Source organism: uncultured Brachyspira sp. (assembly GCF_949287625.1).
Classification (GTDB): Bacteria; Spirochaetota; Brachyspiria; order Brachyspirales; family Brachyspiraceae; genus Brachyspira.
Genome location: NZ_CASEGO010000034.1, coordinates 1 through 23628, shown reverse-complemented (window position 1 = coordinate 23628; position 23628 = coordinate 1). Strand labels below are relative to the sequence as shown.

The 23628-nt window shown below is 27.5% G+C and carries 24 protein-coding genes; 6 read left to right on the top strand and 18 right to left on the bottom strand.

What is annotated here, in order from left to right:
• Positions 1–103: 103 nt before the first annotated feature.
• From Q1X91_RS07050 to Q1X91_RS07015, 8 genes are all read right to left on the bottom strand, one after another.
• Positions 104–1096 (bottom strand): (Fe-S)-binding protein, encoded by a 993-nt coding sequence (locus tag Q1X91_RS07050; RefSeq protein WP_300755044.1) that lies wholly within the window; start codon positions 1094–1096, stop codon positions 104–106.
• A gap of 10 nt (positions 1097–1106) precedes the next feature.
• A complete protein-coding gene (locus Q1X91_RS07045) occupies positions 1107–1787 on the bottom strand; it encodes a TIGR04283 family arsenosugar biosynthesis glycosyltransferase (protein ID WP_300755041.1) in 681 nt (226 codons plus the stop codon).
• Positions 1788–2447 carry a TIGR04282 family arsenosugar biosynthesis glycosyltransferase gene (locus Q1X91_RS07040; protein WP_300755038.1) on the bottom strand — a complete coding sequence of 220 codons (660 nt, stop codon included), beginning with the start codon at positions 2445–2447 and terminating at the stop codon, positions 1788–1790.
• Positions 2448–2852, bottom strand: coding sequence for a hypothetical protein (locus Q1X91_RS07035; RefSeq protein ID WP_300755035.1), 405 nt, complete (start codon positions 2850–2852; stop codon positions 2448–2450).
• A 19-nt stretch (positions 2853–2871) separates the two neighbouring features.
• Positions 2872–3573 carry a YdjY domain-containing protein gene (locus Q1X91_RS07030; RefSeq protein ID WP_300755032.1) on the bottom strand — a complete coding sequence of 234 codons (702 nt, stop codon included), beginning with the start codon at positions 3571–3573 and terminating at the stop codon, positions 2872–2874.
• Positions 3574–3813: 240 nt separating this feature from the next.
• A complete protein-coding gene (locus tag Q1X91_RS07025; protein ID WP_300755029.1) occupies positions 3814–4548 on the bottom strand; it encodes a YdjY domain-containing protein in 735 nt (244 codons plus the stop codon).
• A 273-nt stretch (positions 4549–4821) separates the two neighbouring features.
• Positions 4822–5499 carry a VTT domain-containing protein gene (locus Q1X91_RS07020; protein WP_300755026.1) on the bottom strand — a complete coding sequence of 226 codons (678 nt, stop codon included), beginning with the start codon at positions 5497–5499 and terminating at the stop codon, positions 4822–4824.
• Entirely contained in the window at positions 5483–6235 is a 753-nt protein-coding gene (locus Q1X91_RS07015) for a TVP38/TMEM64 family protein (RefSeq protein WP_300755024.1), read from the bottom strand. The genes Q1X91_RS07020 and Q1X91_RS07015 overlap by 17 nt, the downstream gene beginning before the upstream one ends.
• 501 nt (positions 6236–6736) lie before the next feature.
• Here Q1X91_RS07015 and Q1X91_RS07010 point away from each other — a divergent pair.
• The 5 genes from Q1X91_RS07010 to Q1X91_RS06990 all read left to right on the top strand — a co-directional run bounded on the left by Q1X91_RS07010 (position 6737) and on the right by Q1X91_RS06990 (position 10350).
• The gene (locus Q1X91_RS07010; RefSeq protein WP_300755022.1) at positions 6737–7354 is read left to right on the top strand and encodes a CD3073 family putative ECF transporter S component; all 618 of its coding nucleotides are present in this window, start codon (positions 6737–6739) and stop codon (positions 7352–7354) included.
• Positions 7347–7865: a CD3072 family TudS-related putative desulfidase gene (locus Q1X91_RS07005; protein ID WP_300755020.1), complete on the top strand. Its 519-nt coding sequence runs from the start codon at positions 7347–7349 to the stop codon at positions 7863–7865. Before Q1X91_RS07010 ends, Q1X91_RS07005 begins: the two co-directional genes overlap by 8 nt.
• 80 nt (positions 7866–7945) lie before the next feature.
• The gene (locus Q1X91_RS07000; RefSeq protein WP_300755018.1) at positions 7946–8779 is read left to right on the top strand and encodes an ATP-binding cassette domain-containing protein; all 834 of its coding nucleotides are present in this window, start codon (positions 7946–7948) and stop codon (positions 8777–8779) included.
• Positions 8764–9597, top strand: coding sequence for an ATP-binding cassette domain-containing protein (locus Q1X91_RS06995; protein ID WP_300755015.1), 834 nt, complete (start codon positions 8764–8766; stop codon positions 9595–9597). The genes Q1X91_RS07000 and Q1X91_RS06995 overlap by 16 nt, the downstream gene beginning before the upstream one ends.
• Before the next feature lie 12 nt (positions 9598–9609).
• Positions 9610–10350, top strand: a complete 741-nt coding sequence (locus tag Q1X91_RS06990) for an energy-coupling factor transporter transmembrane protein EcfT (RefSeq protein WP_300755012.1) — start codon at positions 9610–9612, stop codon at positions 10348–10350.
• A 56-nt stretch (positions 10351–10406) separates the two neighbouring features.
• Here Q1X91_RS06990 and Q1X91_RS06985 read toward each other — a convergent pair whose 3' ends face one another.
• The 10 genes from Q1X91_RS06985 to Q1X91_RS06940 all read right to left on the bottom strand — a co-directional run bounded on the left by Q1X91_RS06985 (position 10407) and on the right by Q1X91_RS06940 (position 20623).
• The gene (locus tag Q1X91_RS06985; protein WP_300755009.1) at positions 10407–12614 is read right to left on the bottom strand and encodes a transcript cleavage factor; all 2208 of its coding nucleotides are present in this window, start codon (positions 12612–12614) and stop codon (positions 10407–10409) included.
• A gap of 4 nt (positions 12615–12618) precedes the next feature.
• Positions 12619–13599, bottom strand: a complete 981-nt coding sequence (locus Q1X91_RS06980) for a hypothetical protein (protein WP_300755006.1) — start codon at positions 13597–13599, stop codon at positions 12619–12621.
• 175 nt (positions 13600–13774) lie between these two features.
• Positions 13775–15016 carry an imidazolonepropionase gene (gene hutI, locus Q1X91_RS06975; protein ID WP_300755004.1) on the bottom strand — a complete coding sequence of 414 codons (1242 nt, stop codon included), beginning with the start codon at positions 15014–15016 and terminating at the stop codon, positions 13775–13777.
• 60 nt (positions 15017–15076) lie between these two features.
• Positions 15077–15877 carry a sulfite exporter TauE/SafE family protein gene (locus Q1X91_RS06970; RefSeq protein WP_300755001.1) on the bottom strand — a complete coding sequence of 267 codons (801 nt, stop codon included), beginning with the start codon at positions 15875–15877 and terminating at the stop codon, positions 15077–15079.
• Positions 15874–16581, bottom strand: coding sequence for a phosphatase (locus Q1X91_RS06965; protein WP_300754999.1), 708 nt, complete (start codon positions 16579–16581; stop codon positions 15874–15876). Before Q1X91_RS06965 ends, Q1X91_RS06970 begins: the two co-directional genes overlap by 4 nt.
• A gap of 10 nt (positions 16582–16591) precedes the next feature.
• Positions 16592–17215 carry an AAA family ATPase gene (locus tag Q1X91_RS06960; protein WP_300754996.1) on the bottom strand — a complete coding sequence of 208 codons (624 nt, stop codon included), beginning with the start codon at positions 17213–17215 and terminating at the stop codon, positions 16592–16594.
• A gap of 129 nt (positions 17216–17344) precedes the next feature.
• On the bottom strand, positions 17345–18343 hold the full coding sequence (locus Q1X91_RS06955) for an alpha-1,2-fucosyltransferase (protein ID WP_300754993.1): 999 nt from the start codon (positions 18341–18343) through the stop codon (positions 17345–17347).
• A gap of 184 nt (positions 18344–18527) precedes the next feature.
• Entirely contained in the window at positions 18528–19328 is an 801-nt protein-coding gene (locus tag Q1X91_RS06950) for an AAA family ATPase (RefSeq protein ID WP_013113185.1), read from the bottom strand.
• A gap of 1 nt (position 19329) precedes the next feature.
• The gene (locus Q1X91_RS06945; protein ID WP_013113186.1) at positions 19330–19524 is read right to left on the bottom strand and encodes a hypothetical protein; all 195 of its coding nucleotides are present in this window, start codon (positions 19522–19524) and stop codon (positions 19330–19332) included.
• Between the two features lie 136 nt (positions 19525–19660).
• Positions 19661–20623 carry a radical SAM protein gene (locus tag Q1X91_RS06940; RefSeq protein WP_300754986.1) on the bottom strand — a complete coding sequence of 321 codons (963 nt, stop codon included), beginning with the start codon at positions 20621–20623 and terminating at the stop codon, positions 19661–19663.
• Positions 20624–20810: 187 nt separating this feature from the next.
• Here Q1X91_RS06940 and feoB point away from each other — a divergent pair, with 187 nt between their 5' ends.
• A complete protein-coding gene (gene feoB, locus Q1X91_RS06935) occupies positions 20811–23300 on the top strand; it encodes a ferrous iron transport protein B (protein WP_300754983.1) in 2490 nt (829 codons plus the stop codon).
• Positions 23301–23628 lie beyond the last annotated feature (328 nt).

Below are 23628 nucleotides of genomic sequence, written 5' to 3'. Positions count from 1 at the left end.
GTATCTGAAGGATAAAAAATTTTTTGTGCTGCAAAAAAAGTTGATAATTTTGTATAATGTGTATCAATTGACAAATAGTAATTGTTCCAGTATATACTAATAATCAATAAAATTTAAACATCGCCCTATTAAAAATAGAACTCCTATTTTTTATCTCTAAACTATCAATACCAAGCATACTAAGAAGCAAATGCCTTACATTATTTATTTTGTTTCTATTAAAATTACCTGCACAAGTCGCACAATAAACATATAAGTTATTTAATTTTTTATTCTTTAATTTTTCTATAAATCCTGAAGCTATTTCTTTTTCATTAACTATAGCACATCCTCCTAAGCCGCAGCAATTAATATCATTTATTTCTTTGATAATTACATCTTCATCTATAATATTTAATATAGAGTTTTTTATATGTTTTGTTTTTTTATCAGGACAAGGTATGAATAAATTAATTTTTTCATCAGTATTTAAATGAAATTTTAAACCAAGCTCATTAAGTTTTTCATATATGCTTATAATCCTAATACTGCTTATCCTAGGACTTAAAAAATAATAGCAGTTAGGACATAATGTTACTATCTCTTTTACACCATGCGAAATCATTCTATCTTCAAGTTTTTTAACAATACTCTTTTCATCTATTCCAAGTTCAGCAATAGGTTTACCGCAGCAGTCAAATACAGAACCTATATTATATTCTTCTTTAAACTTTTTTAATATATATTTCAAAGCATCAGGATAAAATGATGAAAAATTACAGCCTGAAAATATTACAGATTCGCTTATAACATTATTATAATTTTTAAAAATATAATTGCTTTTTTCAAGCATAAGAAATTTATATTTTTTCTCTATTTCTTTTTTATTTTTTATATCAGAGTTAATTTTATTTATCCTCATACACATAGATATTTTGTTTCCATCTATATCTTTAGGACAGACTATATTACAGTCATTGCATAAAAAACAATGATAAGCTAAATCTTCTCTTTTTGAAAATGCTTCCAAATCTATATTGTACTTAGTTAAAAAACTGCATTTCTTAACACATTTATTGCAATGTATACAGTTTTGAACATTATCAGGCATCTGCATAAAAAACTCCTCACTTCATATTATTATATATATCTGCTATTTTTTCTATATCATAACCTTTCCTAAACATATGCTGAAGTTTCTGCATGCAAATAATAGTTTTTATAATACCATTTTTTTCAAAACGTCTGGAAGAAGATATTATATAAGAATCAATATATTTTATAGGATAAAGTTTTTTTAATTTTATGGATAATTGATAATCTTCCATAAGTGCCATATCATCAAACATTCCTATACTTATAAATAAATCTTTTTCTATAAATATACCCTGATCTCCAAACGCTATATTTCTAATTTTTACTCTCAAATTAGAAAAAAATCCGCATATACCCATTAATATTTTTTTACTGTCAAATTTTATTTTTAAACATCCTGATTTACTGCCTTTTTCAATAAACTTCTCTATTTTTATTAGAACATTTTTTTCTATAATGCTGTCAGCATGCAAAAATAAAAGTATATTATATTTACTCTCTAAAGCACCTCTATTTAACTGTTTAGCCCTTCCTCTTTCAGAATGCACTATTTTATAATTACTCATTTCTTTTATTATACTCAAAGTTTTATCAGTGCTTCCTCCATCAGAAAATATAACTTCAAAATCACCTTCCAAAATTTTTAAATCATTTATTAATCTTTTTATTATATTCTCTTCATTTAAGATTGGTATTATTATAGACACAGACATTTATAAAAATCCCATATTTTTTAAAAAATTTCCAGTATTTTCTAAAACTGCCTCTCCATTATTTATTCTCTCACTTAAAGATAGTAAGTCCTCATACTCATCAATATCATGCTTTTTTTCTATAACTGAATATTTAAAATTATTCTTTTCTATAGAAAATAAAATATCTTTCAAAATACCGCTTTCAGACTTCACTATAATATCGCTGTATTTATTCATACCCACAAGATAATATCCGCCGTCAAAACTCTCACCAAATACAAAATCATTGTCACTAAGTATATTAAATGCATTTATAATATTTTCTTTAGCTATCTCTGGTATATCAGCACCTATCAAAACGCATTTATCATATCCTAAAGATAATACCTCTTTAATAGAATTATATATTTTTTTATTAAGATCGCTGCCTTCCTGTTTAATATACTTAACATCATTATTAAATATTTCTTTTAATATATTAAAATCACCTTCTGGATTATATGATACTATAATATCAATATTATACTCTTTTAATCCTATCATTTCTTTATATATATCTTTTAAAAAACATTTATGAATATCGGCACATTCATCTGGGGTCAATTTTGTTTGAAGTCTTGTTTTTGTTTTTCCAGCTATTGGTATTCTAGTAAATATAATAAAGGCATTTGATTTCATTTATTCATTACCTTTATCTATTACTTTTTTAGAATATATAATAATAAGTCCGCCAAAAATAAATAAAAGCAGAATAATATTTATAGTATTAAGTTTTAATGATTTAAAAACATATAATCCGTCTCTTATAATAGAAGCAGGAATATATGCAGCACTTTTCACAGACAATATTATTAAAGTAATTACCAAAAATAATATAAGATTAATAGATGAAAATATTTTAAAATTTTTAAAAATATTCTTTTTACTGCTTACAAATAAGAATATAATAAAAAGCAAAGCCCATATAATAAAAAAGCATAAACCTACATTAACTCTCATCTCAAGCCATACATTTTTAAACATAATAAAGGCAATTATCATAGCCCATAAGAAAGTATTATAAAGTATAATAAAATATTTCACCTATCAATCCCTTTAATTTTTAATTATTATCTTCAGCTATTCTAAAAATAACTGACACTCTTGTTCCGTCTGGAGGAAGTACATCTTCTCTGCCGTATCTTCCTATTTTTTTTACTTCAACAGCACCTGTTTCATAAGCAGCATCGCTTGTAATACCAACTGCACAGCTGTCAAGACATAGTATGCAGCCTGTTCTTTTAGATTTAGCAGCCTCAAAATTTCCGCCGAATCTAATATCCATAGGTCTTTCTTCATCTGATCTTATTATATCTGCAAAAGGAATTTCTTTACCCAAACCGTCCCAAGTAACAAATACATCTAATTTCTGACCATCAACTGTTTTTTCTAATTTCATATCTTCCATTGTAAGATTGTTTCCAGCTACTGCACCTATATCTATTAATGCCTGATAAAATTCTCTCTCATCTGACAAACCTCTCAAAACTGATTTATCTCCGTTAGCACCTCTGTCAAATACTACGCCATGTCTTGTAGGACTGTTAAAATATTTACCGTTTACTTCCGCAGGAACGATAACTTCTTTTTTCTCTATATCAATAACAACAGGTTCAGCTCCTTCATCTCTAAGTATTACGCTTCCCATAGAGTTAGTTAATTCTGCACCATTGCTGTTAACTGATGATGATTGCTGTTTATTTCCGCATGATGATAACATAAATGCAGATAATAAACATAACATAATAATAATTTTTTTGTTCATACATTACTCCTTTTAAAAACTTAAAAATATTTCGCTTAAAGGCTCTGAATGCTTACACATTCAGATGCTCAATATTTTTAACTACTTAAAAAACTTAAAAATATTTATTTTATATTATTTATACTTAAACTAAATAAATATTATTCTGCGATTCTAAATATTACATAAACTTTGCTTCCGTCATCAGGAAAGTACATCTTCTCTTATATACTTATCTATTTTTTTACTGTCAAATTTATTTTAATTATTATTTATTGCTACAGAGCAGCAGTCTAATTGCTTCATTCTAAATATAACTGAAATTTTTGTGCCGTCAGGCGGAAGTACATCTTCTCTTATATATTTATCTATCTCCTTATTTTCAAGTTCAGCAGTAGTAAATGATGAATCACTTGTTATAGCAATAGGGCAGCTGTCAAGACATAATATGCAGCCTGTTCTATTAGCTTTAGCAGCTTCAAAATTACCTCCAAATCTAACTATCATCATTCTCTCTTCAGAAGATTTTATTATATCAGAAAAAGGAATTTCTTTATTTAATCCTTCCCAAGTTACAAATACATCTAAAGGCTCTCCTTTAACAGCCTTAGATAATTTCATGTCTTCCATAGTTAAATTTGTTCCTTCAACACATCCTATATCTTTTAAAGCCTGATAAAACTCTCTTTCATCTGCTAATCCTATCAATACACCTCTATCACCATATTTTACGCCTTTAAACACTATTCCATGATGCCTTGACGGTGTATTAAAATATTTACCATTTACTGTTGCTTCTATAATAACCTCTTTATTATCTTTATCTATTACAACAGGAACTGCACCTTCATCTCTTAATATAACACTTCCCATTGAATTAGTTAATTGAGAATTTCCTGAAACTATTTTTTCTGATTCTCCAGATTGTTTACTTCCGCATGATGAAATCATAAATGCAGATAGTAAAGATAAAATAATAATAATTTTTTTGTTCACATATTACTCCTATTAAAAAGTTAAAAATATTTCACTTAAAGGCTCTGAATACTCACACATTCAGATGCTCAATATTTTTAACTGCTTAAAAACTTAAAAATATTTCACTTAAAGGCTCTGAATACTCACACATTCAAATGATCAATATTTTTAACTCTTAAAAAACTTAAAAATATTTCGCTTAAAGGCTCTGAATGCTCACACATTCAAATGATCAATATTTTTAAGTTATTATTTCATAAAAAACACTATAGCAAAACTCCCAAAAATACTCTAAACAGATTTATCATTCATATATTTACTCTTTAAAAATAAAGATAATACCAATACAAATATAAAAATAACCCCAGCAATCAAAAAATATAAATATCTGTTATTCTCGGACACTGCACCTACAGAAGCTATAGTAAATAAAGATATACCCGGAAGCATAAATAAAAATGTATACAATGAATATTTAACGAAACTAACATCGGTTATACCATAAGCAAAATTCTGTATATTGTAAGGAAATAAAGGTACTAATCTTGTAATCATCAAAAGCAGCATCGCATTTTTATTTCCTTCCTCAAATAAAAGTTTATTTAAATATTTATTTTTCTCTACCAATGGCTTTATAGTATCTTTTAAGAAAAATCTAGCTATTAAAAAAGAAATTACAGCAGCCAAAGTAGCAGAAAAAGAACATAATATTATACCAAGTACAGGTCCAAACAGCAATCCGGAAAACAAAGCAAATGCTACACCAGGCAAAGCTAACACAGAACTTCCTATAGCTGTTACTATAATATATATAATAGAAGCCTTGATTATATTATCTCCAAGTATATTTCTAAAATCTTCCAAATTATGTATTCTATCATGAAATTTATAATGATAATTTAATATAATAACAGCTATAACTGCTGCCAAAAATATAACAAGTTTTATATATTTAGTTTTTAACTTCATTATCTTCAGCTTTATTTTCAACTTTTTGAGTTTTATCTTTTCTATTTTTATATATCTGCCTCAATAAAATTATCAATGCAGACAATGCAAACAATATTAAAAGTCCGGTAACAAACAGCTTAGCCCCTCCTGTAAGCATGCCTCCTACATACGAATATACTATTGTAGCAGGAAGCTGTCCTATTCCAGTAGCTATAAAAAAACTTAAAAAATTCATAGAAGTTAATCCTGCTGCATAGCTTACTATGTCAAAAGACATAAAAGGAAGAAGTCTTGCTATAAGCACACTTTGTTTTCCGTATTTTTCAAAAAAATCATCTATTTGTTTTAAGCCTGTTTTGCTTGTAAGCTTTTCAACAAAATCTCTTCCTAATATTCTTGCTATATAAAAACATACAGCAGCACCTGCCATAGCACTAGACCAAGATAATAATGCCCCAGCCTTCCAGCCGAATAAATTAGCATTTGCAAATGTAAGTAAGAATGCAGGCAAAGGTGCTATTACAGACTGAAGCACCATAAGTATAAATGAAACTGCCATAGCATAATGTCCGTAAGAAGCCACAAATTCCTTTACAACATTAAAATCACCAGAGGCAAACATTTTAAATACAGTATTAAGATTACTATTTACCTGCGGTACAAAGAAATAAGAAAGTACTGCAAGCAAAATTATTAATATCAAAATTACTTTTTTTATTATTGATTTTTTATTTGAAACATTTGACTGTTCCATAAAATGAACTCCTGAAAATATTTTTTATTATGATTTTTATTAAAGCCGCACGGACTAATAATTTTTATTTAAGAGGGAATTTATGATTATTAAAAAACATACAAAATAGTACTTTTTTTGAAAAAATAATAAACATAAGAAAAATCCAGTAAAATCACTTTATAAGTATAATAACAAAAATAATAAAAATATCAAGTATAAAACTCTAATATATAATTTTTTGTAAACTATTGACATTTTAGTCTCTAAATTATATTATTAAAATATAATTTTCAAAAATAATAATCATTAAAGGTATTAATTTTATTATGAATATTTTATCATCATCGCAAAATATGCATTTCAGTAATCAATACCACTTTCCTCAGATAATCTAAATAATGCAGGCAGGCTGTCTGTAAAATATCGATATTCTCTTCTTATTATCTTAATGAATATAACTGAATATAATTGATTAATTTTTTAATCAATTAATAATAAAAAACTAAAAGGATTTACACAATGAAAACAAAAGCGTATTCATTAACTTTTTGTGCTATAGGTGTAGCATTAAATATAGTGCTTTCATTTATAGCAAAACACTTAAATATTCCATTCGTATTTTTCGATGTAATGGGTACAGTATTAAGCGGAGCAGTGCTAGGACCATTATACGGAGCTATTACTGGATTTGTTACAAATTTAATTACTTCTATGGTTAATAATCCTGCAGAACTTCCTTATGCTATAGTTAACATGATGATAGGTATAATAACAGGATTTATTTCTATTAAATTCGGATTTAAAATTCATACAGCTATAATAACAGGTGTAATACTTGCCGTTGCAGCTCCTTTAGTAGGAACTCCTATAACAGTAATATTATACGGAGGATTGGCTGGAGGAGCTATGGATATTATGACAGGATTTTTAATTCAAAGCGGTCAGAAAATATTCACTTCTGCATTTATACCTAGAATAATATCTAATATCATAGACAAACCTTTATCTTGTATAATAGCATATATTATAATTTTAAGAATGCCTAGCTCTCTTCTCTCCAAAATAACTACAAATAAAAAATTATTAGCTCAAAAAAATGCTGCTTCTTCAAAAGATGAGGATATAGATAATGAATAGGTCAAAAAAATTGGCTGTATTATCGCATTGCATATTAAATCAAAATGCTGTTGTCAAAGGAGAATACAAAGATATGAATGTATTTTTTCCATTTGTACAAGAGCTATTTAAAAATAATATAGGAATACTTCAGCTTCCATGCCCTGAAACAGAATGCTATGGATTAAAAAGATGGGGACATGTAAAAGAACAATTCAATAATTCTGGATATAAAAAATATACTAAAGAAACTCTAAATTCATTTGTGAATACTCTTAAAGAATATATTGATAACGGATATGAAATAGTAGGAATATACGGAATAGCTGGAAGTCCTAGCTGCGGAGTTAATCTTACATGCTCTGCTAATTGGGAAGGAGAAGTAGGACTTTATAAAGATAAAGAAGATATTACCTCAAGAGTAAAAATGATAAATGAAAGCGGTATATTTATGGAAATGTTTAAATCTATACTAAAAGAAAATAATATAAATATACCTTTTTATGATGTTGATGATTATTTAAAAAAATAGATTTTTTTATTAACAAAAATATATTAGGGTTTTATTATTAAAGCCCTAATATTAATTTTTTATTTATAGGAAATTTCATAATGAGTAAAGCCGTAGAGTTTAAAAATGTATGCTTTTCATATATTCAAAATGATGATGAAAACTATTTTCTTGACAATATTAATCTCTCTATTGATGAAAATAGCTATTTGGCACTTCTTGGAAAAAACGGAAGCGGAAAATCTACATTAATAAAACTTATGTTTGGAATAGAAAAAGCAAATAAAGGCGAAATAAAAATATTTGATATGAATATAAATGAAAAAGCATATGAAATATATAAAATAGCAAGCCTAGTTTTTCAAAATCCTGATGATCAAATAGTGGCAGACACTATAGAACTTGATATTGCTTTTACTATGGAAAATTATTCTATACCAAGCAAAGAGATGCATAAAAGAATAGATGAAGTACTTGAAATAGTAGAACTTTCAAATAAAAGGAAAGATAAAGTACATTCATTATCAGGAGGAGAAAAACAAAGACTATGTATAGCTTCGTCTTTGGTATTAAATCCTAAAATACTTGTATTAGATGAGCCTACATCCATGCTTGATGCTGAAAACAGAATGAAAGTAATTGAAGTATTAAAAAAAATACATTCAATGGGTACTGCTGTCATTATAGTAACTCATCATATTAATGAAATAGAGCATTGCAATGAAGTGGTATTTATGGATAATGGAAGTATATCTTTTAATGGATCTTCAGATGAATTTGTAAGAGCTTTAATAAAAAACGATGAGTTTCATAAATTAAATATGCCTATTAATTTTAAACTGGCTTATGAATTATACAAAAATAAAAATGTATTGATAGATAAAGATATTTTTAACTATAAAAAGGTTTGTGAAAGTTTATGGAAATATGTTTAAAAAACTTAAATGCAGGATATATAATAAGCAAAAAAGAAAAAAAACTAATAACTGAAAATTTAAATGCAGTTTTTGAAAGCGGAAAATTTCATTTTTTGGCAGGAGTATCTGGAAGCGGAAAATCTACACTTCTTGAAACTATATGCCTGCTTATAAAAAAAATATCAGGTGAAATATTATTTGATAATAAAAATATAGAAGATAAGAATAATCTAAAAGAGTTCAGAGAATCATCTGGAATAATGCTTCAGTACACAGAAAAACAATTTTTTAATAATACAGTAAGAGAAGAAATAACATTTAATCTAAAAAGAAAAAAACTTGATAATAAAGAAATTAATAAAAGATTAAGAGAAACTTTAGAAATATTAAACATTGATAAAAAAATATTAAAAGCCTCCCCATTTGAAATAAGCGGCGGACAGAAAAGAACAATAGCACTAGCCTCTATAATAATAACTTCTCCTAAAATATTATTTTTAGATGAACCTACAGCAGGACTTGACTTTGAAAGCAAAAGTACATTCATGAATACTATAAAAAATTTAAATAAAACTTCTAATATTACTATTATACAGTCATCTCATATACTAGATGATATAATAGAATACGGAGATTATGTTTTTATCATTAATAAAAATAAAAAATATATTCAAGGAAAGCCCAAAGATTTATTATTTTCAAAAGATATACTTAAAGAATATAATCTAATAGAACCTGAAATTTTTTTATATATAGAAGAGCTTAAAAAATTAGGAATGAATAATATTGATAATGTATCAAATGCTGATGAATTAATACAAAAATTATTTTATTAAAAGAGTATTATTATGACAAAAAGATTTGACCCAAGAACTATTTTTTTATCCACATTATTTTTAGCTGTATCATTAGTAGTAATGAATAAAATAAATCAAACTATATTCTGTGCCTTAGCTATAATTTTGCATGTACTTCTTATAGGAATAAATATTAAAAATATTATAAAAATATTTATAGCTTCTATATGGCTTTTACTTTCAATAATATTAATTAATTATTTTCTGATAGGCAGAAATATAGATTATATAGCAAATACAGCTTTCAGATTATTTGGAATTATAATACTTGCAGCAGCAGTTCTATCATCTATGGATATAACGGATATAGGCTTTGCCATAGAAAAAATATTTTATCCTTTGAAATATATAAAAATACCAATAGAAAGCATAAGTATCATAATAGCATTATCATTAAAGTTTATACCATTAATAAAAGATGAAGCTTTAAGAATAAGAAAAGCTCAGAAAGCAAGGGGGCTTGATTATCAATTAATGCCAATAGGAGAGAAAATAACTAATTCAGCCAATCTTTTTATACCAATAGTAATTTTGGCGATACAGTCATCAGTAAAAACAGCCGTTGCTATGGAAGTGAGAGGATACAGTGCTCCTTATGACAAGACAAGGCTATATGAGTCATTTATCAAAGCAAAAGATGTTTTATATATATCATTCAGTATTTTATTTTTAGTATTCATTATTTTAGTAAGACTTAATATAATAAAAATACTCGATAATATAAAACTATAATAAAAAATAAAGGGCTTTTTTAAAGCCCTTTATTTACATTATTTCTATATTATTAATTATATTTTCCAATTAGGGAAACGCTTAATAACAGCAGAAATTATATCAGTTTTATAATGCTGCTCTAAATTAACCAACTTTTGGAACTCACTGAATATAATTTTCACATCATCTTCAGATTCATTTTCTATAAACTTGAGTAAATAAGCCTTATCAAATACCAAATCATATACCACTTTCAAAAGTTTTCTAGCTTGAGCAGATGTTTCTTTTTTATCAACCATTTTAGAAAGATGAGGTATAATACTAAGAAGCCCTATCATAAGAGAGTTTTTATTTATTTTAATGTCTCCCTCTATATCATCATAATACTCCCCGTCAAGTATCTTCTGAGCAAAATATACAAATGCCTCAGGATATTCTCTGTAATGAAGAAATATATCATCAATAGTCTTAGCAAGCATATCAACTTTACCGTCAGCAAATAATTTATTTACTATAAGATAATTGTTTTTTACCTGAGAAGAATAAAGCATTTTTAATATAATATTATAATAATCATCTCTTCTTCCGTCCCAAATAGCTTTTATGAACTTCTCTCTGTAATTTGAAGAAGGAAGAACCTCATAAACATGAGTATAATCATCAATATCTTTAACTATGTCAGAAAGCATAGGTATATCTTTATCAACGGATGCCAGACTTCTTAAATATATTGTACTCACTATTCTCTCATCATTAGGAGATTTTTTATCTTTAGAAATATTAACAAAATAATTATTCATCTCCTTAGCCTCATCAGAATTCAAATTAGGAGTATAATTTAAATATTCCATATATATCTGATATCTTTCAAAGAAATTATCAGTTTTATTGAACTTAGACAAACATTCAGCATCATAAGTTTCAGCTTCTTCATTATAAAGGAAAGTATTTTTATCAAACTTAACAGTAGTAGAAGCTCTTACAGATTTTTTAGCACTTTCAAGCCATTTAGTATAAGAAGCCTCTGGAACTACTACAGCTGGTTTTGAAGTTAATTCTTGTTTTAAATCTTTAGTTGTAATAGTTTTTTTATATTTTAAAATAATAGTTAAAAGCTCCGTAGGATTTTCTTCTGCTATTTTTTTTATTTCATTAAGTTTATACGCCTTATAAACATTAATATCATCTGCTGGAAGAGTAGTAAGAGACTGTATAGCCATGTCAAATGTCATTTTTCTTACATCTTCCTGAGATACAAATTTTATCATTAAGAATTCTATATTAATAGCTTTAATCTTACCTACCCCGAAGTTTCTATGAATAACATATTTATCAACATCATATTGTATATATTTTTCAAATATTTCTATACATTCTTTTGGTTTTTTATTAACATTAGTAATTGAAGATATTTCTTCTATTTTTTCAAAAAGTGTATGATTAGGGTACAATGCTTTATAAACATCTACAAGTCTGTGTCTGAAAAATTTAGCTTTTTTATTATTCTGAGCTACTATATCCTGTTCATAATTAAGCAATTTTTTTATAGTTTTCAAAGCATCGCTGTATCTGTTATTTTCAAAATAGTAGAAAAATATTATTTTCCAAACATCTATCATTATATTAGAATCAACTAATGCCTTTAATGCATTCTCATGTTTAAGCAAATAGTTATAATTATCAGGCTCATACTGAAGAACTTTTTTTATATCGCTTTCAGCATTATCTCTCTCTCTTAAAAGATTTCTTTCAAAAGCTATTTTGTAGTAATATACTGCACTCTTTATATCGCCTGCTAATTCTTTGGTATGGGCTATTTTTTCTGGAAGTTCCGGATTTGAAACATCAAAACGTATAAGTCTTTCCCATATTTCTAAAGCCTCAGCTTCTCTATTTGTGCTTTGATAATAGCTTGCTAAATATCTTAAAGCATAATCGCTTTCATAGTATTCATCTAATATTTGCTGAGCTATAAACTCAACTATATTCCATTTCTTAGCATTTTTAAAAATACCTAAAAGTTTATCCAAACTTCCTTCAGAATAGTTTGCAATTTTTAAATTTAAAAGTCCGTTTGCATATAATGCTGATATATGATTAGGATTTTTATCTAATTGTAATTTAGCAGTCTCTATAGCAGCATTAATATCATTAGTATCATTTATCTCATTAATTACAGCAGCCAAATCAAAAAAATATTTAGTTGTATAATTAAGTAATGGCTTTCTAGTAAATGTTTCTTCTGAAAATATATTTTCCAATTTTTGTAGAGCTTCTGACATATTATCACTCCTTGTCTAATATTTTTATGTAGTATTGCAGCAAATCCTTATCTATCATAGCCATCTTTCTGCCCCATACCTTAACTTCTTCAATATCAGAATCATTTTGACGCATAATAAGATATGTGGTTAAAAATGCATAAGAAGCTAAAAGTTTAGGTGCTGCTGCCTCTCTCAATTTTAATTTTCTATAGTCAGCTTCAAGCCTAGATATCTTTTTCCTAAGTTCAAACTCTTCTTTTTCACTTAAAGGTCTTTTCACATCCAGTATATTCATAAGCTCGCCATAGGCACTCATCCAAAGTATTATCTCCTCCTGACTATTATTATGAATGCCTCTTTTTATTATTATATCTCTTATTTCTCTTACTACTTCAATGCTAATATTTTCAAACTCTATACTTAAAGGATCATAAAATAAAGCCTCTCTTATATATAATTTGCATTTCTTTTCATCGCCTAATATATCATAAATCATAGCGATAAGACTAAGAGTCCTAGAATTATAAGGCTCTATTGTATTTAAATATTCATAAGATTTTAATGCCCTAGAATAATCCTTTAACTCTATAAAAGCATTTGAAAGTAAATGTAATTCCTCCGTGCCTTCAATATCATCAGTGCTTTTCTGCATTATTAAGTCTATCGTTTTATTATAAACATAATAATGTATAGCATTAATTGCCGTAAGACTCTCATTATAAGATTTAGTATGTACAAATATACTAAATTTTTTGTATGTAGAATCTAAAAGTTTGCAATACTCTATACAATTTCTCTCTACGCTTTTAAACTTATCAAGTCTGTTAATCCAAAATTTAACGCAGGATATATTTTCATATAGATCAGCACATTCAAAGTCCATAGACATAATCTTATCAAAATCTTCCATAGACTCTTCAAATAAGCCGTTTTTTAATTTACTTTCTATAACAGAAAAAATATCCTTAACAGACTCCTTCCTAGAAAATAATTCTTCTTCCATTATATTTTATACAAACTACTCCCTTAAAGTTAAAAAACGTACAGAGATATATACGTATATTTATATAATATAATCAAATAAGACTAAATTGTCAAGTAAAAATAATACTTGTATATTTTAAAACAATAAAAAATATATTAAAAAACTATAATTATTTTTACACTATGATAATTTACTAAATATTAGTGCTGTTATATACAATTTCACCTGATTTAAAAACAATACCGCATAAATTATTATCCAAAGTATAGAGTAAAAAGTTTAATTTTTTAGTATTCCATATTATAATATCAGCCTTTTTACCAACTTCAATAGTGCCTATCTCTGTCCACCTGTCAATAGCACATGCGGCATTAATTGTAGCAGCATTTAATATTTCTTCAGGTCTTAATCTATATATTAAATATGCTAATTTCATAATGAACTGCATATTAAAACAAGTACTTGAACCAGGATTATAATCAGAAGCTATAGCAACAGGTATACCCTTTTCTACCATATACCTAGCCCTAGCATAAGGCATTCCCAAATAAAAAGAAGCATTTGGCAAAAGTACAGCTATTACACCTTGTTTTTTTATAACGTCTATGCATCTGTCATCAGCCATAATCAAATGCTCAGCACTTACAGCCTTAAATCTGGCTGCCAAATAAGAACCTCCGCTGGTTTCAAGCTGATCCGAATGTATTTTAAGTTTTAAATTATGCTTTCTGGCTGCTTCCAGAATATTATGGCTCTCTTCCATATTAAGTCCGCAATTTTCACAAAATACATCGCAAAACTCTGCAAGTCCTAGACCAGTAATTTTAGGTATCATATCATTACATATTAAATTAACGTATCCCTTTCTATCATTTTTATATTCATCAGGTACAACATGTCCGCCCATAAATGTAGAAACTATATCTATTTTATGGTTTTCATTCAATTTTTTCATAACATTTAATATCTTTATCTCATCTTTAACTGTCAAACCATAACCGCTTTTACCCTCTACAGTGGTAGTTCCGTATTTTATCATGCTGTCAAGTATTGGAATGGATTTTTTATAAAGTGCATTTTCTGTCTGTTCTCTAGTATCTTTTACAGTAGATAATATACCATATCCAGCCTTTATTATATCAGAATATCTCATATGCCCAGTAACTATATCATACATCTCATCTTCACGGCTTCCGCCATATACAAAGTGAGTATGGCAGTCAACTAAACCAGATGTAACTAAAGCACCATTGGCATTGATAGTTTTTCTAGCCTTTTCATTTGGAGATGCTCCAATATATTCTATAAGACCATTTTTGATGCCTATCGAAATATTATTATATACTTTTACTTTTCCCTGATTTTTACCATATAATGGATCGCTGCCTTGTGCCGTTACTAAGGTACCTATATTATTTATAATGATATCTAACATATATAATTACCGCCATATTAATAGTATAGTAATAATTATAACATAAAACAACATTAAAAGTTATATATTAATAGAAAAATGGTACAAATTATAGGAAGTTATCAAAATTATTACTATTAATATAGTTATAAATAGTTTATTAACAATATTAGAATCTATTTTCTTATTAATAAATCTGCCTAATACTCCCCCCAATATACCGCCAATTATCATTACAATCAAAAAACGTAAATTAACTTTGGAAACCTCATTATTTGATACGCTTATAAATACGCTCGCTATTTGAGAAAAAAGTATTATATATAAAGAATTTTGAGCTGCAGCTTTTGAATCCATACTAAAGAAAAAATACAAAAATGCTATATTAAAAGGTCCTCCTCCAATACCTAAAAATGATGATAAAAATCCAAGAATAAGTCCTATAATAATACATAAAAATATATTTTCTACATGAAAAGACTTTATTTTTTTACCTATCATATTTTTTATAGTAAAAATAACAGTAAGTATAGTTAATAATATCAAAACTGCTGACTGAAAAACACCTGCAATATTTTCACTTTGAAAAAATACAATAACATAAGAAAATGACATTTTACCAAGTATTCCGCCAAGCACTCCCCCCAAAGCAAGCGGAGTAGCTATTTTTCCGTTTACAAGACTGTCTCCTTTTATCTTTGAAACTATAAAAGTATATAAACTCATTGAAAGCACTGTACAAGAGGATAAAAAACTTATTTTGCTCACTTCCATAATACTTAAAGAATCAAGCACGGGCTTTATTATAACACCGCCGCCTATTCCGCAAATAGCTCCTATAGAAGAAGCAAGCAAACTTACAATTAAAAAAAAGATTATCATTTTTCTATATTAAGATATTCCATCAATCTGTCATAATCAGTATTAAGTATAAGATTCTCTGGAAAATCAATAGATTCAAGCATATCTATAGCATCTTTATGATCTCCTACCTTATACATAGAATGAGCATCAGAAGTCACTATTATATTAGTTTCATATTTTTTGCACATAAGTGCTACTTCCCTGCATATAGGATAACTTCCTTTTCTCACTTTGAAAGATGATGAATTAATTTCTATTAACTTACCATATTCTTTGCATAATTTTACTATATATTCAATATTAAACTCAAATTTCGGATTACCAACATGACCTAAACAATCAATGTCTTTATTTTTTATCACTTCAGCATATCCATTGGTATGCTCCCTTATGTTTAGAGGCTGCAAAGCATCTTCATGATATGAAGCTATAACAAAATCCAAATAATTTAATACACTAGCACTTAAATCTACTTTTCCGCTGTAATCTATTATATCAGCCTCACAGCCTCTTAATAGCCTTATGCCGTCTATATAATCAGGCAAATTATGCATAGCCTTAAAATGAACTTCCTTAGCCCCGTCACTTGAAGCAGGACCATGGTCTGTAATAGCTAAAGCCAAAAAACCCTTTTCTTTAGCCGCTTGTACCATTTCATTAACTGTACTGTATGCATGCTCACTTACTGTAGTATGGCTATGTAAATCAGCTATTATTTTCATAATAATATACCTATCTGTCTAATCTAAATTTAGCTATTTTTTCTATTAATTCTACAGTATTATCAATGCCTATAAAATCACTGTTAAAGCAGGCATGATAATTTCTTGCATCTCCCCAAACTTTACCAGTATAGTAATTATAATGTTTGGATCTTAATTTATCTCTTTCTTTTAGGATTTTTTCTATATTAGCACTGTCTAATTTATATTCATTAACAGCACGCTTTATTTTGCTTTGCAAATCAGAGTAGATAAAAATATTAATGCAATTATCCATTCCTTCTAATACATGATTAGCACACCTTCCAACTATAACACAAGAATGTTTTGAAGCCACTTCTTTAATAACATTACTTTGAGCAAAAAACATAGTATCTTGCAAAGATTCCCCATTACCGAATACCATATTTCCAGCATAAGAGCCTGATATAGCAAAATTAAACAATGAAGCACCCGTTAATTTCTGTTCATTTTCTTTAATATATTCTGGAGAAAATCCTGTTTTATCCGATGCCATTTCTATTATAGCTTTATCATAAAAAGGTATATCCAGTTTTTTTGCCGCCATCTCACCGATATATCTTCCGCCGCTTCCAAATTCTCTGCTGATAGTTATAACAACATTTTTACTCATACTATACACCTCTAATTTATCATTTCCTATTATTAATAGTTTAGCAATATTAAATATATTTGTCAAATTAAAATCAATTATTATATTAATAATTTTATATTAGTCATTAAAAAAAGATTTTCTATTGTTCTAACTATTTTTTAATGATTGAAAATCACTAGGTTTTATTATTATTTTATCTTTATTTTTATTAAATAAACTAGCCAAATTTCCAAAATATCCTAACGATATAATCTGATGTTTGGCACTTGACATTAAATAGATATCTAAATGCGGAGGATTTTTTTCTTTATTTATTCTATATGAAATATTTTTATCTAATTTAGATATTACATTATCATTTACCCAATTAATATCATCTGAAAAAAAGAAAAACTTAGGTTTTAAGGGACTTAATTTATCTTGCATTTTATATATTGAATCAATTATATAATCTACATACTTATCATAACTAGAATAAAATATATTTTTAAAATTATTCATAACATGACTATCCCCTAATCTTACATGGACTGCAACTGAAGCTTTTTCAGATTTTAATTCATTATAAAGTTCCAAATTATAACTATTAAGTGTATTATAATGTAATTTGTCTAAATCTATACTATCAGTTATTTCATCAACATTAGCACCATCAACTGTAGGATAAGAATAATAATAAATATATATATTTCTTTTATTTTTTATTTCATCAGTTATATTACCATTAATATTTTTAATAGCATTCATAAAACAATTTCTATATACAAAAACTTCCTCTTCAGAGGCAATATCAATATCTATATTAGGACATAACTTTAATAGCTCAAAATGTCTATTAAAATTACCATCATCATCAATACCATAATCATTATACCAAGTAATATCATATTTTACTTTCATATTAAATTTATTTTTTATTGTTTCACCTAAAACATATTTATGAAATTGATCATTAAGACCTCCTGATATTCCTATAATTATACATCTTTCATCTTCATATGAATTTAAATAATTTAGGATAAATTCTAATTTATATACAGAAGATATAACATCCCATAATATTAATCTCAAATTATCTCTATGTTTTTTTGATGGAATGAACCAGACTATTTTATCTATAAGCTTTTTATAATTTTTATAAAACATAATAAAACTCCAAATTAAAAAAACTAATATTTTACTTAAAAAATAAATTTAAAGCATAAAAATACACAAATATACTATAATACTATAAAAAACAACTACATAATTTATATAAATAATTTTTACATAGTTATTATTCTATTATAATATTAAATAAAAATTAAACAAAAATATATAAGTTACATAATTAGAAAAAGTCAGAGAAAGTTTTTTCTCTGGCATTTTCATCTTTCATTACGCCTATATCATACAAATATCTAGTAACCGCCAATGAAAAACCGCCCTTTATAGGAGTTTTTGGATAAAGTATTATAATAGGTGTTCTTTTTTGAACTGATATCATAACTTTTTCTTCATCAAAAAGCACAGGACCTAAAAGGACTAAATTAATATCAAGAGAGAACTTAGCAGTTACCTTCTTAACTTCTCTGTATAAATTAATAGCCCAGTCTATATTTTTTACTTTATTGACTATCAAATACATTTTGTCCGTCATATTATTAACATATATCATCTTCATAAGTCTGTAGAGATCTGTCAAAGCTGTAATCTCTGGATTTGCAACTAGTATAATATCATCAGACATCTCATAAAAACGCATCATAGGCTGAGTAATACCTGCCGCATAATCTATTATAACATAGTCATAATCATTAGCTAAGACTTTTAAATCTTTAGCAAGGTTCGACAAATTAAAATCATTTTCAAACTGAACAAATCTTTGTATATTAACCCCAGCACTAATAACATCAATACCGTATTCGCTTCTTATAACACAGTCTTTTAATGTTAAAGTACCTTCAAAATATTCTTGTAATTTAGATTGCGGTTTGACATGAAGTAATATAAATACATTAGAACAGTTAATATCTATATCAAATACTAAAACTTTATATCCTCTTGAGGCTAATTCTGCAGAAAAATTAACTGAGCATAAAGTTTTTCCTGCACCGCCCTTACCGCTAGAAAAAGATATTATTCTTCCCATATTATTGTCCTGTATACAATTTTAATACCTGAGCCACTTTAAGTCTGACATTCTCGTCCCAATCTAGTATATGCGGCTTCAATGCTTTAATTACAGATATTTTATCGGAATTTTCTACATTTTTTGCCAACTCTTCAAGAGCCTCAAGTCTTTTTTCTACCTCTTCGCTTTCCAAAAGTGCAAAAATTTCTTTCATAGTTTCTTCCTTAAATTAATAAAAGAATCAAATAAACAATACTCTAATTATTAAATAATTATACATTATAAAATATTTTTGTCAAAATATAAAGATTATTTAATTTTAATTAAAAAATATCTTAAAACTAGATTAACTACATTTGAAAAGGTTTTTCTTTAGTAAAATCAGGCAAATAATTTTCAGAACTCTCCATCTCCTGAACTAATAAATTTTCAAAACCCAAATCAAGAGCATAATCTGCAACATCATCATACTCTTTTTTATATAGCTTCCTGTTTATATTTTCAAAATCTAAAGCCTTAAATTTAGGATTATACTGAGACATTAAAGATATAGTGCTTTTTAAAAATCCCCTCTCCTTTAACTCTATTAATACATCATAAGAATCAGATTCATTATTTGGAAGTATTAAATGCCTTATTATAATGCCTCTCTCAGCAATACCATTATCATTAACAGTCAAATCCCCAACCTGACTTTTCATTATCTCTATAGCATTGATAGCAACATTAAAATAATTTTCAGCCCTCGAATACTTTATAGCTTTATCATCAAAAACATATTTCAAATCAGGCAAATATATATCAACTATGCCGTCTAAACAATCAAGCAACTCTTTGGTATCATATCCATTTGTATTGTAAACTATAGGAAGATTAAGCCCTTTCTCAAAAGCAGTCTTTAATCCTTTAAGCACTGGATATATAACATGTGTAGCACTTACCAAATTTATATTTAAAGCTCCATCTCTTTCTAAACTCAAAAAATAATCAGATAGTGTTTCTATATTAACTTCTTCTCCTACTCCTTCATTACTAATCTGGTAATTCTGACAAAATACACAGTTCAAATTACAGCTTGAAAAAAATACTGTTCCGCTTCCTCTCTCTCCTACAATCATAGGCTCTTCTCCAAAATGAAGTGTGTGGGATGCAACTTTTATATGATGAGTATCTTCAAAAATTTTACATCTTCCTATCTTGTTTTCATTACGATTAATACCGCATATATGTCCGCAGCATATACAATTGTCATATAGTGCCTTTGCTTTATCTATTGCTGCACCTATATTTTTTAAATGTCTCTCATTATACATAATTTATCCTAATAATGTTTATATTAAATAATATACAAAAAATAAAACTATATCAATAGTCATAATATTATTATAAATATAAACAAAAAATAACAAAAATGCATATTAATATATTGACAATTTTTATTTAAATGTTAGAATACACAAACAATTTGTAAATATCTTATAATTTTCAAGGAGAAAATTTATGAAACTAACTGAATTGGATATTGAAGAAGGTTTTGTCGTTGATAAAGTAGCCACTGACGGTGAAATTAGACAAAGAATTATAGAAATGGGTTTTACTCCGGGGGCTAAAGGCTGGATTGTAAGAAAAGCACCTCTAGGAGACCCTATACAAGTTCATATAATGGATTATGAAATTTCTTTGAGAAAATCTGAAGCTAACGGAATAGAAGTTGATAAATCTAATATTGAAATAAAAAAAGAAAGAGTATTAAAACCAGTTGAACATAAAGAATTAAAAGAAGATGAAGCTTCATTAACTGAAAATAAAAATGATATAGCTAAGAAGATAAAAGTTCCTTCTAATAATACAAAATTAAAAATAGCATTAGCTGGAAATCCCAATTCTGGAAAAACTACAATATTTAATGCACTAACAGGAGCAAACTATAAAGTTGCAAATTATCCCGGCGTAACTGTAGAGAAAAGACAGGCTAACATGATGTATAACGGATATACATATGATTTGATTGATTTGCCCGGTGTTTATAGTTTAAGTGCCTATTCTCAAGATGAGGTTGTTGCATGCGATGTCTTACTTAATGAAAAACCTGATTTTATAATCAATGTTATAGATTCTACAAATTTGGAAAGAAATCTTTATCTTACATTGCAGCTTGTAGAATTAGGTATACCTATAGTATGCGTACTTAATATGTATGAGCATGCTGAAAAAAACGGAGTTAATATTGATGAAAAAATTTTAACAGAGCTTTTTAAACTTCCAGTAATGAAAGTACATGGCAATAAATACGAAAGTGTTGTCATGATATTAGAAAAAATAGAAGAGATGTACAAATCTGGAAATAAACTTCATCAGGATTCTGCTATAAGATACGGAGAAGAAGTTGAAAAATCTATAGAAATAATTACAAATAAAATGCAGGGAGATATAAGCAATCTTCATAAGAGATGGCTTGCTATAAAGGCATTAGAAAAAGATGAAAGAGCAATTCACTCCATAAGAAGAGAATGCAATAACGGCGGAGATGTTATAGAAACTCTAAATAAAGAAATTATAAAATTAGAAAACTCTATGAATGCCAAAACTGATTCTATAATAGCTGATAAAAGATACTCATATATAAGAGGAGCTTTGCAGGAGGCTGTTCATAGGGATAATATACAAGCATTTAACTTTACTGAGGCTGCTGATGTAATATTTTTAAATAAATGGCTTGGTCTTCCAATATTTTTGGTTGTATTATGGCTGATATTTAAGATAACATTCACAGTGGGAGCATATCCTCAGGGCTGGCTTGAAATGGGTATAGGAGCATTATCTGGTTTTGTAGGCAGTTTACTTCCAGAAGGCAGTTTGATACAGTCGGTTATTGTTGATGGGGTTATAGGAGGAGTAGGTGCTGTATTATCATTTCTTCCGCTTGTACTTATACTTTTTACAGGCATTTCATTTTTGGAAGACTCTGGATATATGGCAAGAGCTGCATTCTTAATGGACAAAATAATGCATAAATTAGGGCTTCATGGTCAGTCATTTATACCTCTTTTCTTAGGTTTCGGCTGTACTATACCTGCAGTTATGGCAGCAAGAACATTAAGAAGTAAAAAAGACAGAGTTGTAACTGTTTTAATTACTACATTTATGAGCTGCGGAGCAAGACTTCCAGTATATATACTTTTTATAGGTGCTTTCTTCGCTCCAAAAATGGCTGCTTCTGTAATGTTCAGCATATACATGATTGGTGTTTTAATGGCTTTTATAATGGCATTTATATTTAGAAAAGCATTCTTTAAAGGAGAAGAAACTCCTTTTGTAATGGAGCTTCCTCCATACAGAATACCAAGAGCTAAAGCAGTATTAAGACATATGTTTGACAGAGGCTGGATGTATATTAAAAAAGCTGGTACTTATGTATTTGCTGCTTCTATAATTATTTGGGCTTTGATGACTTTCCCTCAGTACAAACCTACTGATGCAGATAATGAAAGGCTTATGAATGAAGCTAAATCATTAGCTGTAAGTCAGGGTTTAGATGCTAATGATGAAGAGGTTATAAATGCTGAGTTTGAAAGATTAAGAGCTTCTGAAGGATTAAAACATAGTTATGCTGGTAAAATAGGTACATTTATAGAGCCTGTATTAAAACCTTTAGGATTTGACTGGAGAATAGGTATTGGGCTTGTGGCAGGGGGAGCTGCTAAAGAGGTATTAGTTTCTACAATAGCTCAGATCAAATCTATAGAAGATGGAGATGAAACAGTACTTACTGAATCTTTAAGAAATGATCCCGTATTTAATCCTATAGTAGCTTATACATTATTACTATTTGTACTTTTATACTTCCCTTGTTTTGCAGCGGTAGGAGTAATAGGTTCAGAAATAGGTAAAAAATGGATACCTTTCCTAATGCTTTATACATTGGCTGTTGCTTGGATAGTTAGTTTTACTTTCTATCAAATTGCTGGAAGAATAGCAGGCATTATTTAGACATAAGGATAGTTTTTTAATATAGTGTTTGGCTCAAGGCTTTGTCATTAAGGTAAAGTCTTGAGCTTTTTTTATTATAAAATTAAATCTTATAGTTACTGCAATTTAAATAGACTTGTTTCAAAATAATAAATATTGTTTTGATTTTATTAATTGTATCTTCAAAATATACCTAAACAAATATAGCTTTCCAATTTTAAGTTATTAATAAATGCAATTATAAGTTTATAAATAGTATATACCTAAACAAATACAGTTTGTCAAAAAATAAATTTTTTAAATTTTGATATTTGCGGGGCTTTGCCCCACACCCCAGTTCTTTTGTTGG

Excerpts from the sequence above, each read along its gene's own strand:
- Q1X91_RS07030 (WP_300755032.1), bottom strand. The coding sequence starts at position 3,573 with ATGAACAAAAAAATTATTATTATGTTATGTTTATTATCTGCATTTATG.
- Q1X91_RS07045 (WP_300755041.1), bottom strand. The coding sequence starts at position 1,787 with ATGTCTGTGTCTATAATAATACCAATCTTAAATGAAGAGAATATAATA.
- Q1X91_RS07005 (WP_300755020.1), top strand. The coding sequence starts at position 7,347 with ATGAATAGGTCAAAAAAATTGGCTGTATTATCGCATTGCATATTAAAT.
- Q1X91_RS07040 (WP_300755038.1), bottom strand. The coding sequence starts at position 2,447 with ATGAAATCAAATGCCTTTATTATATTTACTAGAATACCAATAGCTGGA.
- Q1X91_RS06980 (WP_300755006.1), bottom strand. The coding sequence starts at position 13,599 with ATGGAAGAAGAATTATTTTCTAGGAAGGAGTCTGTTAAGGATATTTTT.
- Q1X91_RS06955 (WP_300754993.1), bottom strand. The coding sequence starts at position 18,343 with ATGTTTTATAAAAATTATAAAAAGCTTATAGATAAAATAGTCTGGTTC.
- Q1X91_RS07010 (WP_300755022.1), top strand. The coding sequence starts at position 6,737 with ATGAAAACAAAAGCGTATTCATTAACTTTTTGTGCTATAGGTGTAGCA.
- Q1X91_RS06965 (WP_300754999.1), bottom strand. The coding sequence starts at position 16,581 with ATGAAAATAATAGCTGATTTACATAGCCATACTACAGTAAGTGAGCAT.
- Q1X91_RS06970 (WP_300755001.1), bottom strand. The coding sequence starts at position 15,877 with ATGATAATCTTTTTTTTAATTGTAAGTTTGCTTGCTTCTTCTATAGGA.
- Q1X91_RS07050 (WP_300755044.1), bottom strand. The coding sequence starts at position 1,096 with ATGCAGATGCCTGATAATGTTCAAAACTGTATACATTGCAATAAATGT.
- Q1X91_RS07015 (WP_300755024.1), bottom strand. The coding sequence starts at position 6,235 with ATGGAACAGTCAAATGTTTCAAATAAAAAATCAATAATAAAAAAAGTA.
- Q1X91_RS06995 (WP_300755015.1), top strand. The coding sequence starts at position 8,764 with ATGGAAATATGTTTAAAAAACTTAAATGCAGGATATATAATAAGCAAA.
- Q1X91_RS06945 (WP_013113186.1), bottom strand. The coding sequence starts at position 19,524 with ATGAAAGAAATTTTTGCACTTTTGGAAAGCGAAGAGGTAGAAAAAAGA.
- Q1X91_RS06990 (WP_300755012.1), top strand. The coding sequence starts at position 9,610 with ATGACAAAAAGATTTGACCCAAGAACTATTTTTTTATCCACATTATTT.
- hutI (WP_300755004.1), bottom strand. The coding sequence starts at position 15,016 with ATGTTAGATATCATTATAAATAATATAGGTACCTTAGTAACGGCACAA.
- Q1X91_RS06950 (WP_013113185.1), bottom strand. The coding sequence starts at position 19,328 with ATGGGAAGAATAATATCTTTTTCTAGCGGTAAGGGCGGTGCAGGAAAA.
- Q1X91_RS06940 (WP_300754986.1), bottom strand. The coding sequence starts at position 20,623 with ATGTATAATGAGAGACATTTAAAAAATATAGGTGCAGCAATAGATAAA.
- feoB (WP_300754983.1), top strand. The coding sequence starts at position 20,811 with ATGAAACTAACTGAATTGGATATTGAAGAAGGTTTTGTCGTTGATAAA.
- Q1X91_RS06985 (WP_300755009.1), bottom strand. The coding sequence starts at position 12,614 with ATGTCAGAAGCTCTACAAAAATTGGAAAATATATTTTCAGAAGAAACA.
- Q1X91_RS07020 (WP_300755026.1), bottom strand. The coding sequence starts at position 5,499 with ATGAAGTTAAAAACTAAATATATAAAACTTGTTATATTTTTGGCAGCA.
- Q1X91_RS06960 (WP_300754996.1), bottom strand. The coding sequence starts at position 17,215 with ATGAGTAAAAATGTTGTTATAACTATCAGCAGAGAATTTGGAAGCGGC.
- Q1X91_RS07000 (WP_300755018.1), top strand. The coding sequence starts at position 7,946 with ATGAGTAAAGCCGTAGAGTTTAAAAATGTATGCTTTTCATATATTCAA.